General features: G+C 42.8%; 7 protein-coding genes and 2 pseudogenes. 4 read left to right on the forward strand and 5 right to left on the reverse strand.

All coding sequences use genetic code 11. The features are described from left to right. Window positions 1-129: 129 nt before the first annotated feature. The 3 genes and pseudogenes from AAHK14_RS11025 to AAHK14_RS11035 form a co-directional block, all read left to right on the forward strand. Window positions 130-666, forward strand: a complete 537-nt coding sequence (locus AAHK14_RS11025; protein ID WP_065256690.1) for a helix-turn-helix domain-containing protein — start codon at window positions 130-132, stop codon at window positions 664-666. A gap of 68 nt (window positions 667-734) precedes the next feature. After that, complete coding sequence (locus AAHK14_RS11030; protein ID WP_346818202.1) at window positions 735-1,244, forward strand: IS3 family transposase; 510 nt, start codon at window positions 735-737, stop codon at window positions 1,242-1,244. Between the two features lie 22 nt (window positions 1,245-1,266). Continuing rightward, a pseudogene (locus tag AAHK14_RS11035) lies at window positions 1,267-1,704 on the forward strand (IS3 family transposase); the annotation flags it as partial. Window positions 1,705-1,897: 193 nt separating this feature from the next. Here AAHK14_RS11035 and mqo read toward each other — a convergent pair. From mqo to argJ, 3 genes and pseudogenes are all read right to left on the reverse strand, one after another. Then, window positions 1,898-3,502: pseudogene (gene mqo / locus AAHK14_RS11040) on the reverse strand (malate dehydrogenase (quinone)); the annotation flags it as partial. Between the two features lie 339 nt (window positions 3,503-3,841). Then, window positions 3,842-4,033, reverse strand: coding sequence for an NF038104 family lipoprotein (locus AAHK14_RS11045; RefSeq protein ID WP_065254879.1), 192 nt, complete (start codon window positions 4,031-4,033; stop codon window positions 3,842-3,844). Between the two features lie 43 nt (window positions 4,034-4,076). Continuing rightward, on the reverse strand, window positions 4,077-5,291 hold the full coding sequence (gene argJ / locus AAHK14_RS11050) for a bifunctional glutamate N-acetyltransferase/amino-acid acetyltransferase ArgJ (RefSeq protein ID WP_065254880.1): 1,215 nt from the start codon (window positions 5,289-5,291) through the stop codon (window positions 4,077-4,079). A gap of 278 nt (window positions 5,292-5,569) precedes the next feature. Here argJ and AAHK14_RS11055 point away from each other — a divergent pair, with 278 nt between their 5' ends. Next, window positions 5,570-5,935: a hypothetical protein gene (locus tag AAHK14_RS11055; protein WP_062498992.1), complete on the forward strand. Its 366-nt coding sequence runs from the start codon at window positions 5,570-5,572 to the stop codon at window positions 5,933-5,935. Between the two features lie 139 nt (window positions 5,936-6,074). Here the strand turns inward: AAHK14_RS11055 and recD are convergent, their stop codons facing one another. Both recD and AAHK14_RS11065 read right to left on the reverse strand, forming a co-directional pair. Then, the gene (gene recD, locus AAHK14_RS11060; protein ID WP_065254881.1) at window positions 6,075-8,195 is read right to left on the reverse strand and encodes an exodeoxyribonuclease V subunit alpha; all 2,121 of its coding nucleotides are present in this window, start codon (window positions 8,193-8,195) and stop codon (window positions 6,075-6,077) included. A 114-nt stretch (window positions 8,196-8,309) separates the two neighbouring features. Then, entirely contained in the window at window positions 8,310-12,179 is a 3,870-nt protein-coding gene (locus tag AAHK14_RS11065) for a UvrD-helicase domain-containing protein (RefSeq protein ID WP_194092744.1), read from the reverse strand. Window positions 12,180-12,355: the final 176 nt, after the last annotated feature.

A 12,355-nucleotide genomic window follows, 5' to 3' on the forward strand; every position in this document is an offset into this window, starting at 1 on the left:
AGTCATTGGGGTAAATATGATTCACCCACACGTCTAAATATTAAAATCCATAACTATTTGATAAAAAATAAAGGGCAAATCTGAACCGCACCCCAAAAGTTAGACACACTAACCTTTGGGGTGCTTTTTATGGCAAAATACACAACCGACTTTAAACTGTCTGTGATTGGGTATTATCTTAATCATCATGGCTACAAACAAACCGCCAAACACTTTAATCTAAACCACACAACCGTAGAGCTATGGGTTAAACTCTATCAAGCACATGGCATTGATGGCATAAAAAGACGACACACAAAGGCTGTCTATGACACAGATTTTAAGCTTAATGCCGTTCAAGCCATACAACAGGGCAAATCGCTTACACAACTTGCCATAGAGCTTAATCTGCCACAACCTTCTTTACTGTCAACTTGGTTAAAGTCCTACCAAGCCTTTGGTATAATGGGACTAATACCCAAACCCAAAGGCAAAAAAGCAATGTCAAACAAACACAACGCTAATAAAACCAAATCAACTTGGAAAACCAAACAAGACCACGAAAAAAGTGTGGATGATTTGCTTGATGAACTTGCCTATCTTAGAGCAGAGAATGACTATCTAAAAAAGCTAGATGCCTTAATTCGTCAAAAGGAACAATCAGTACAAACAAAGAACAAGTCCTGATCATCCAAGAATTAAGGCATAAGCACAAACTTGCTGACTTATTGGCAGTGTCAAACTTGCCAAGAAGTGTGTTTTATTACCACATTCGTCAAAGTACAAAGCCTGACAAAGACCTTGACTTAAAAGAACACATTAACCACATCTACCACCAACACAAGGGCAGGTATGGTTATCGTAGAATCACATCAGAGCTTAACAATCAGCTTGCCCAAAAAGGCATGGTCATTAATCATAAACGAGTGCAACGACTGATGGCTAAACTTGGACTCAAAGCATTGGTTCGTCGTCAACGTAAGTTTAATACTTACAAAGGCACAATGGGCAAAGATACCATTCAGGACAATATACTCAAAAGAGACTTTAAAGCAGACAAACCCAATCAAAAGTGGGCAACAGACATCACCGAGTTTAAAGTACAAGACAAGGCAAATGATGGCAGTGTCATTCAAAGAAAATTGTACTTACTGTACTTACAGCTAACAAATTTGAATTTTGCCACGGAAACCGTTCTCCCTGAGCTCGTCGAAGGGTCGGTTTCCGTCATGGTTCGACAGGCTCACCACGAACGGAAACTGTAGCACTTTTTCATTTTGTAGAGTGTACACGATAAAGGATAGACCAATATACGCATTGGTTAAAGAGATGTTAGATGATGCTTTATTAAAGTTAGGTGGTGCAGATAGATATGATAAGAGCAATAAAAATAGCAAGCTCATCATTCATTCAGACCAAGGCTGGCACTATCAAATGCACCAGTATCAACAAACCCTAAAAGAACAAGGCTTAACCCAAAGCATGTCAAGAAAAGGCAATTGTTTGGATAATGCTGTGATAGAGAGCTTCTTTGGTACGCTAAAACAAGAGATATTTTATGAGACAACCACATTTACATCAACAGATGAACTTAAACAAGTGATTGATGAGTACATACACTACTACAATCATGATAGAATAAAGAGCAAATTAAAAGGACTAAGTCCTGTTAAGTACAGAAACTTAGTCCAATTAGGGTTAATACAACCACTTGCAACAACCTAACCTTTAATCTTATGTCTAAGATTTGGGGGTCGGTTCAATCCACTCACCCTTTATTTTTGTATTTATGTCATGCTTATGCTACTTTTTTAGGCTCGCTCTGGCTCTCTTCGCCCACTTCTACCACTGGCTCTTTGGCATCAGGAGACGGCACAAACTTAGTCGGCTCTGGCACGTCTGCACTATCCTGTGGCTCGGGAGTACTTTGGGTTTTTGATGTATAGACCAGACCCAATGTGCGACTGGTGTCGGTACGCACCTTATCAAGCAGTTCTGGATTTTTTGCCAAATCCTGTCCATAAGACGGGATAATCTCCAAAAGTTTGGCATTCCATTTGCCCTGCACTTCATCAGGGAAAGATTTTGCCAACAAATCCAACATCATGTTTGGCGATGTAGACGCCCCCGGCGATGCACCGAGCAAGGCACTAAGCGTGCCATCTTGGGACGCAAAAATCTCTGTCCCAAACTGTAATTTGGCAGGCTCATTTGGCAGTTTTTTGATGATTTGCACACGCTGACCGCCTTGATTTTCTATCCAGTCGGCTTGCTTGGCTTCTGGATAATATTTACGCAGTTCCGCCATTTTTTGTTCAGGCGAGAGTGATACTTGACTGACTAGGTATTTTACCAAATCCAAATTATCCAGTCCCACCGCCACCATAGGCAAAGCGTTATCTTTGGTCGCTGATGCCAATAAGTCGGCTTGTGAGCCATTTTTTAAAAATTTATTTGAATACGTGGCAAAAGGTCCAAACAGTACGTATTTTTTGCCGTCAATATAGCGAGTATCAATGTGTGGCACGCTCATGGGTGGTGCTCCAAGTTCGGCACGTCCATAGACTTTGGCGGTGTGAGCATTGACCACATCAGGGTTATCGGTCATCAAAAACAGACCACCCACAGGGAATCCTGCATAATATTTGCTCTCAGGCAGTCCTGTCATTTGTAGCATTTTTATCGCCGCACCACCTGCCCCGATAAAGACACGGCGAGTCTTAGTGTGTGAGACACTATTATCGGCAAGATTTTTGACACTCACCGTCCACGTGCCGTCATCATTACGGCTAATACCCGTCACTTCGGTGCTAACTTTTAGGTTAAAATTGCTATTTTTGCCCAAATGATTGATGAGCTGTGTGGTGATTGCTCCATAGTTTACATCTGTACCGATGTCCATGCGAGTGGCGGCGATTGGTTGGCTGTCGTCACGCCCTTTGGTAACGAGCGGTGCCCATTGCCCTATCTCTGCCTTGTCTTCGCTATAAATCATGTCGCTAAACAAAGGGGATTTTATCATGGCTTCGTGGCGACGTTTTAAAAAGTCCACGTTGTCACCCCACACAAAGGCAATATGTGGCACTGGATTAATGAATGTTTTGGGGTCGCCCAATGCTCCGTTTTTGACTTGGTGCGTCCAAAACTGCTTGGAAATCTCAAACTGTACGGCAGTTTTTTCGGCACGCTCAATCGAGATACTGCCGTCTTCGGCTTCGGCGGTGTAGTTCATCTCCATGAAGCCTGAATGCCCCGTGCCTGCGTTATGAAAGCCGTTTGAGCTTTCTTGGGCGACTTTGTCAAGGCGTTCGTACATTTGTATCTTCCACGTCGGTTCAAGCTCCGACAGATACGTGCCAAGCGTTGCCGACATGATGCCGCCGCCCACCAGCACCATGTCCACCACAGGTTCATCACCTGCCAATTTCACTGGTTTGGTCGCCACAGGACGAAACAAAAACAGTAGCACCGCCACCAAAACCACGATTAACAAAACCCCGACAATCATCAAGATTTTTTTCATTTTATTTGTTTTTGTCATAAAACACCTAAATTTACAATGCATTTGCAAACAAAAACGGACTTAATTTAAAATTGCTTAATCATTAAAATTGGTTAACCATTAAAATTGTTTAATATTTTATTTAGTTTTATAAATTATTAAACAATGTATGATTAAAAAATCTCAACCTAAGTACGTTTCAAAGCCGGCTATTATAAAGAAAAAATCTCAAAAGGGTTAGTTTTGTAATATTATCCGCCCTGATAATTACAAAAACACAACATTAGAACAGTTTTTTGTCCCAATGTTGTGTTTATCATTTTGCTAAATTGTAACTATTTTTTAATATTCATTTAATATTTAATCATCATCTTTGCTGTCTTTTTTGTCGCCATCAAGAATGACCGCCCCAACCACTTTTGCCGTGCCTTTAACCACGCCTTTGGTGGTCTTGTAGGCAACTTTGGCAGGGGTGGTGACGACTTTATGAACACAGCCTTGCAAGATTAGGGTAGATAAGGTTAAAGTTAAGATGATGGATAATTTTTTCATGGGTTGCCTTTTATTAAGTAAATTCCGATTTGCCTTGTGTCAATTATGAACGATAGTCCGCATTGATACTCACATATTCATGCGACAAATCGCAAGTATAGACCGTATCGGTGCAATCGCCCTGCTCTAAATCAATACTGACCGTTATCTCAGGGCGACTCATGACCGCTTGCCCCTGCTCTTCGGTATAACCGTCCGCCAGTCCGCCACGCTGACAAATAGCAATCTCGTCGAGCGATACACTCACACGGCTTTGGTCAAATGGCACGCCCGCATAACCCACCGCTGCCAAAATCCGCCCCCAGTTCGGGTCGGACGCAAAAAATGCCGTCTTGACAAGGGGCGAATGAGCCACCGCATAGGCGACTTTGGCACAGTCGTCCGTGGTCTTACCGCCTGTTACCTTGACCGTGATAAATTTGGTCGCCCCTTCGCCGTCTCGCACGATGAGCTGGGCGATTTTTAGCATTACTTCTTTGATGGCTTGATAAATGGCTCGATAATGGGCGTGGTTTTCGCTGTTTATCAAATCCCCCACTTTGCCTGTGGCGATAAGTGTACAGCAGTCATTGGTGGACGTATCGCCGTCAATGGTAATGCGGTTAAAGGATTGATTGGTTAAGTCCACCAAGATTTTTTGGAGCAATTCTGGGCTAATGTGAGCGTCTGTCGCCACAAAGCCCAGCATGGTCGCCATGTTCGGGCGTATCATGCCTGCCCCTTTACTGATACCCGTTACTGTGTAGGTCTTACCATCTATCGTGGTCTGCACGCTATGCCCTTTGGGGGTGGTGTCGGTCGTCATGATACTGTGGGCAGCGTTTAGCCAGTTATCCGCTGTCAAGTCCGCCAACGCCTTATCAAGCCCTGCGATAATCCGCTCGCTTGGCAAAGTTTCGCCTATCACACCCGTGGAGTATGGTAGCACCTCGCACGCATTCACACCTGTTTTGTCCGCCAACGCTTGACAAGTCGCCAACGCCCTATCCAAGCCGTCCTGCCCCGTGCCTGCATTGGCGTTACCTGTATTGATAAGTAGATAGCGTGGTGTGTGCGTTTGGATGTGTTTACGCACCACTTGCACGGGAGCTGCCACAAAGTAGTTTTGCGTGGTAACGACCGCCACGCTCGCCCCATCATCTATCTCAAACACCGTCAAATCACGGCGGTTTGCATAGCGGACACCTGCTTCACAAATACCGATTTTTACGCCATCAACGGGCAACAATGGCACAAGACTAACATCACCGACTGGCATGGTTTTTTCCTTATTTGGTTTAAAATAACAATTTGATTTAAAATAAAACCATTGTACCAAAAATTTGTGTATTTTTGTAAAAATTTATGGAGCAAAATCATGTGGATGGTTTTTTATTTTTATACTTTTGAAAAATGGATTATGTTAAATAAATATAAAGACAAAACATTACCATTGTGATAATAATAAGAAAATAAGTTTTGTTAAAATGGCTAAGCATAGCTATGCATATTAGCATGTCATTAATAACACACTTTATATTTTATCAGGAATACGTTATGAACATCACTACCCTACGCTCTGTCGGTGCCATCGCCTTAGTTGCCATGGGCTTGACCGCTTGCCAAAGCACACCCACCAACCCTGTCATCGCTCGGGCGGATAACACGTTTGAGACCACGGGACTGGGTAAAACCAAAGCCACCGCCCAAAACAACGCCCTAGCGTCCGCCAAAGCCCAGTGCGGTTACAAAACCCCCGTCGTCATCAATGACACCACCACCTACAATGGCGTGATGGACGAACGCATGGGGCGAGTCATGGAACAAGGGGCAAAAGTGGTCGGCACGATACTCGGCACAGGCTCCCCTGAACTAAGCCGTGATGATGATTATGAATATTTTATTAAATTTCAATGTCAATAATTCTCATCTTTTTTATAAAAACATTTTTATAAAAACATTGGGTTAAATATTTATCCCAATGTTTTTATTTTTTCAAATAAATTATTTAAATTTGACAAATTTTAATTTAACCTATTTTATATTTAAAATTTTTAAAAACTTATTTTAAATCCACCCCACTTTTTATGTCATCATGTACTAATAATCCTGTTTGGCGGATTGTTGGGGTGTTGACCGCTTTTAATAACGCCTGCTCGGTGCTGTATATCGCTACTTTGGTTTTGGCACGGGTAATGGCGGTATAAATCAGCTCTTTGGATAACAAACGCTCGTTATCGTCATTAAAAACCACAGCGACTTTTTCAAATTCCGACCCCTGTGATTTATGCACAGTCATCGCATAGGCGGTCGTGGCAATATCGCCGTCTAGCATATTAATCGGCAAGCCTTTTACCGAATCACCAAAATACACCGATAATTCATGACCCCGTTTGCCACTTTGCAAGCAAATGCCAATATCGCCATTAAACAATCCCAAATCATAGCGATTTTTTAATATCATCACAGGGCGACCATGATACCAAGGCGATTTTACCGTGGGCAGTTTTAAATAATCACGGTGTAATGATTCAATAAAGCCATTAATCAACTCATCACCACAACTACCAATATGCGATGCGGTCAAAATGCGATATTGATTAAACCGCTCATTTAATGTTTTTAGCTGTTTTTGTTTTTCATCATCACTATATGTGGCAAACTGCTTTTTTAATGTTTTGGTTAAAGCAAAAAAGCCGTCAGATGTCATATATTCATCAGCGATGTTTTTATAAAACTGCTGTCGCAAAAATGACGGCTGTGCTGTTAAAAAGGCAATGTCCGTCCATGACAGATGGCTTTCTTGATGAATGAGTGCGGTGAGCTTGTCAAAGGCGATATTCTCCGGTTGATTGACAAGCTCTGCCAAACGCCCAATGCCCGAATCCTTAGAAAAACGGTTGGATACGACCAAATGCGTGCGTGTCGTCATCAAGCTCGGTATGCGACACAAGTCCGCCAGCACCGCCCCTGCGTCCACCGCCGAGAGCTGATGAGCGTCGCCAAGTAGGATAATCCTAGCCCCACGCTTGACGGCACAGAGCAGATGACGTGCCAGCTCCGTGCCAAGCATGGACGCTTCATCCACGATAATCAGCTCATACGGCAGTGGGTTTGACGCATGGTAGCGGGGTGTGCCACTCATGCCAATGCCAAGCAGACGATGGATGGTCATCGGCTCGGGCAGGACGATATTGGTCTGACTGCCCGAGAGTGCATTTTGAAGCGACTCCGCCATACGCTGTGACGCCTTGCCCGTGGGGGCGACCAGTGCCAAACTCAGCTCTCCGCCCACATCTGACAGGGCATGGTGCAACGCCAGTACAATCTGTGCGACCGTAAAAGTCTTGCCCGTCCCCGGCCCGCCCGTGATGATACTAAATGGCTCGCTCGCCACCTGTCTGATGGCTTGCTGTTGCTCGGGGTTTAGCGATGGGTTGATGGGCAAATCTAGGGCGTGGATGGGACTGTGGCGAATCTCATGAATGGCGGACAACAGCTCACGCTCCGCCTGATAACTGCGACCAAGCCACAGATACAGCGTGTCATCATCATGATAAAACACCACCGCCCCATCCGCTCGCTCATCATAGCCATGAACAAAAAAGGGGCTGGCGTGCAATCGCTTGATAAACTCATCAAAATCCCGACCCAGCGTAATACTCGTCACATAATAAAAACGCAACGCACAAATCATCAGCTCGCCAAGCTGTGCCACCACCTGCTCATCTGACTGATGACTGTGGCTTTTGGTGATGATACTGTGCCGATAATACCGCTCTTTTAGGTCGTGTTGGGTGTGATGGATATAATGAGCCAAAGCCGTTTTATCATTTGATAATTCATCAATACGCCCAAAAATAGCATTAAAATCCAACTCATCCCCCACTTTATCGCTAATTAGCGACATCACGGGATGTAATACTGACAATTGCCACGGGCTTAATTTATCATAGACGGTATTTTGATTATTGTTAATATCATCATGCTTCTTTAATACTAGCACCGTATGCCCGTCATGTAATAACTGACTGATGACAAAATGAATCAAACAAAATATCGTCTCATCAGCCGTATTAAATACAAAGTCATCAATACGCCCTGTCTCATGATACCAGTTAGCATTATCCTGCATGCGTCTGGTGAGATATTGGGCGATGTTGTTTTGATAGGGGGTATTCATGGATTTCCTTTTATCTTAGCGGTTTATTTTAAAATAAATAACGCTCATTAATCGGTTTTAGCCAAATTGTCTGATTAAATCATTTAATAAAATATAAAAACTTAATCAAATCACTTAACCAAATAATTTATCCAACGCATAAATAAGTGGTAATGGCACTTGCCAAGCAATATGCCCCAAGGTCGGGTCATGTTTATCCACGCCCCGCAAAAAGACAAATTCCACCGCTCCCAAATACTGCTCTTCACGCCCGACATAATCTTTTATGCGTAATTTTAATAAACGGTGCAATGCCACTTGATATACACACGCTTGGAGCCAATAGCCTGCTTTGTTCATGGCGGATTCTAATGAGTCATGGCGATAATGCGACAGACTCTCGCCGATAAAGTTGGATTTATAATCCACAACATAAAACTTGCCTTGATGTTCATAAACCAAATCCATCTCGCCATTGAGATATTTATAATAAGCAGATGGGTTTTGCTCGGTGAGTATTATCTCTTTGTCGCTGTACGTTTTAAATATCTCATTTAGCTCATTGATATTAAAAGACTCGGTCAATCTTAGGGTAAAAGACATTTCTTTGGCAAGGCGATTGGGGGCTAATGCACTCAAACTTATCTTTGATGATAAAAATGGTGTGTGGCTAATGTCATACAGCCATTCTATCAATGCTTGATGATGGTTTAATACAGCCTGATTAGCCAATTCATCATCTGATTCATTCGATATATCGCCATGGGTGCTGTGATAAGCATGGGCAAAGTTTAATTGGCGAATCTCATCATCAATGTGACTGCTGATGTTGTTTTTATCATTGGGGTCGATAAATTGTAATAAATGATGTAAAAATGTTCCTGCATTTACGCCTTTTTCAAATAATGGGCGAATGTCATTCTCAGGATAAGGGATAATATCATCCATGGGCGTCGCCATTTGTGGGATGATGGTTATCTCATCATCGATGGCATTATCATCATCCATCACCGATGGTTTATTAAACGCACTCATCAATGCCGTAGCACTGGTCTTGGACGCCCCATAAAAATACGCCTTGGCAAATACTGTCTGCCACGGCTGATAATGCATCGGGGTCAATACCATATCATCGCCTTGATAGCTATCGGTTATCAGCTGTTCTGATTCTGCCAACTTAACCACATTTACATTATCCGCCAATCGCTCGGGCAATACGATTTCTTTTTCACTACAACCGAACCATAAGAATAAAGGTCGCTCATCTGTTTGCTTGGCACTATATAAATCCTGCCCGACCACAAAAGTCTGCTCTGATGCTCGGGTCAATGCCACATAACCCAGTCGCAAACGCTCATCAAGCAATTCTTGGTCTTGTTTGGTTTTATAATAATTGCTTATTATCTCATTATCAGCCACTTTATCTTTGATGGGGGAGATACGGCGGTTATATCGCTCATCACTATAAGCATAAAACATGTCTTTCTGGTTCTTGCTTGTGGCAGGGTCATCCAAATTCATCACATAGACAATGGGGAATTCCAAACCTTTTGATTTGTGAATGGTCATGAGATTCACGCCCGACTCGCTTGGCAATATTATCCGTTGATAATCTTCATTATCATCTTGTCCTGTCATTTTATCAGCAAGCCAATTCATGAGTTTTATCTCATTATTATCCTGATGGGTATATTCTCGCCCTATCAGTTCGGTCAGTTGCCACAAATCCGCCAAATATCGCTCGCCTGCCTTGGCGGATGTTTGCCACAGATTGTCATCGGATAACGGATGGTGCAATAAAGCATAAGTCAAAGCACTGGCAATGCCATATTTTAAAAACCGCTGATGGCATTCTTTTAAATAAAAAACAACGGACTGGACGACTTGTTCGTCATTTAACAAATCAGTAACTTCTTTTAACTCATGGCCAAATAATCGGGTAATCAAAAGTCGTCCCAAAATCTCTCGCTCTTGGCTTATCATGGCAGTGAGTAGGGCATATAAATCTTTTGCCGACTCTGTGGTAAAAACATTAATGTCGTTGGGCGAAATCGATGGAATGCCCAATTTATCCAACTGTTTTTTTAATTGTGCCAAATCTTTTTTGGTGCGTGCCAATACCGCAATGTCATCAGGTTTTATTTTTTTATCATCAAGGGTATGTCCGCCTTGCAATAAGCTATTAATATGATGGGCGATGTATTGGTATTTATCCAACTTTTTGTTGTCATCATCTTTTTTATAAGGCAAATGCAATAATGTTAATGGTTTATGCCCTAAATAATCAAACAATGTGGAATTATTTAAATATTGCCATGATAATAAACTTTGCTCTTTGTGGGCAGTGATGGACTGATAATAAATACCGTCGCCCAGATAAGCAGGGTTATGGGCGTTATCTTGATGAGCAAACCAATAATTTAAACTGTCGATTAACCCGCTATTAGAACGGCGGTTGGTCGTGAGTTTCAGATCGCTGTTTAATAAAGACGGTGATGTATCAGTCTGCCCATAATGTTTAATGCTGTTATAATTGGCAACATCCCCACCCCGAAAACGATAAATCGCCTGTTTGGGGTCGCCAACCAATAATAAAAATCCCGTTCTAGATTTGCCTTTGTCTCGCCTTTCTTTAAAATAATCCAAATAAACAAGCTCTATTAAGCGTTTTTGCAGTCCATTAATGTCTTGGGATTCATCAATCAATGCCACAGGATAATGATGGCGAATGTGCCTTGCCAGCTCAGGGCTATGCTCTAAGGCTTCGATGAGTCGCACCATTTGAAAGGTAAAGGTGCTTTTATGCTGACGCTCTAAGGTGCTTTTTAATAATGCCCGCACATCTTTGGCGATGGTTTGGTATAGATAGGATTTATAATAATCAGGAATTTCCTTGATGGCAGTCACTGTTTCACTGATGATTAATAATTTATCTAACGGCAAAGCAAGAAAGGCTTGTTTGTTATCTTCAAAATTGTTTTTAAAATTTGTTTCTTTTTTAATGTCTTTTAAGTCATTCAAAAAACTTTTATCTTCATCACTGATATGATTCACAAAATCCAATCGATGGATTTTTATCATTTCCATGATATTTTTTAAACGTCCAAATTCTTTGACGGCTTTTCCACGATTTACAAACCCAAATGCCAACATATAATCAAGCTCATAAAAAGGCTCAAAGACGGATATAATCTCAAAGACAGACATCAGCCGTTTATCCAATATCGCCAAATACTCATCCACACTTGCCATGGTATCAATGGGAGTGTCATAGAAATTCAACGCCACGGCAACTGCTTGATGTGCCGAGCCGACATCGCTAAACACCGCCTTATCAATGAGTGCATACAGTGGCAACTGGGCGACTCGCACATGCTCACGGCGTAAGGCGTCATGAATGAGAGCATGGGTTAGCTCATTGCTGCTCGTGCTAAGCTCGGTGTTCATCTGATAGCCGATTTGGTCGGCAAATTCTTTGAGCCACTTTTGGGCAAGACTGTCTAGCGTTCCCACAAACAGCTTATCCAAGGTCGCAAGCAGGAGCGAACACCGCCGAATCGCCAGCGTCAAGGCATTGGGATCGCTGTCTGTGATGAGCTGTTTTATCAAATGCTCATTAATCGGGTCGTTATGGTCGACAATGCCTGCCACGCCTGCCTGCTCTACTATCTGCCCCCATGTCTCATTGATGTCTCTGGCGGTATCGCTGTCCGTATCTTGGGCGTGATAAAACCAATGGGCATGGGTCGCCTTTTGCCCGTTTAGCCAAGAGAGATAACGATAAAAACTGCTGATACGAGCCTGTATCCGCTCTTGCATTTCGCTGGCGGACGCTCGTGTGAAGGTCGTGGCAATAATACGCTCGGGGGCGTATTTTTTCTCTATCAATAGCCGTAAAATAATGCCGGTCAATGTCCATGTCTTGCCCGTGCCTGCGGACGCTTCTATCAAATAGCCATTACTGAGCGTGCAAGCAATGGCAGGGATGTGGGATTGGGTTGTCATTTATTGTCCTTATCACTTTTTTCATTAATTCTGGTTCAAAAAGTATGCTACAAAGAAAACCGTTCATGGCGAGCCATGCCTACCCATAACGGTTTTCCGCCACCCGCAGGCATAGCTCAGATACCATGATACCCCACCTAAGTCAATGGTTTTTTAAGTATCTGGTATCTAGTATC

Origin of the sequence: Moraxella sp. K1664 (assembly GCF_039693965.1) — a bacterium.
Classification (GTDB): Bacteria; Pseudomonadota; Gammaproteobacteria; order Pseudomonadales; family Moraxellaceae; genus Moraxella.

Excerpts from the sequence above, each read along its gene's own strand:
- AAHK14_RS11065 (WP_194092744.1), bottom strand. The coding sequence starts at position 12,179 with ATGACAACCCAATCCCACATCCCTGCCATTGCTTGCACGCTCAGTAAT.
- argJ (WP_065254880.1), bottom strand. The coding sequence starts at position 5,291 with ATGCCAGTCGGTGATGTTAGTCTTGTGCCATTGTTGCCCGTTGATGGC.
- AAHK14_RS11045 (WP_065254879.1), bottom strand. The coding sequence starts at position 4,033 with ATGAAAAAATTATCCATCATCTTAACTTTAACCTTATCTACCCTAATC.
- AAHK14_RS11055 (WP_062498992.1), top strand. The coding sequence starts at position 5,570 with ATGAACATCACTACCCTACGCTCTGTCGGTGCCATCGCCTTAGTTGCC.
- AAHK14_RS11025 (WP_065256690.1), top strand. The coding sequence starts at position 130 with ATGGCAAAATACACAACCGACTTTAAACTGTCTGTGATTGGGTATTAT.
- recD (WP_065254881.1), bottom strand. The coding sequence starts at position 8,195 with ATGAATACCCCCTATCAAAACAACATCGCCCAATATCTCACCAGACGC.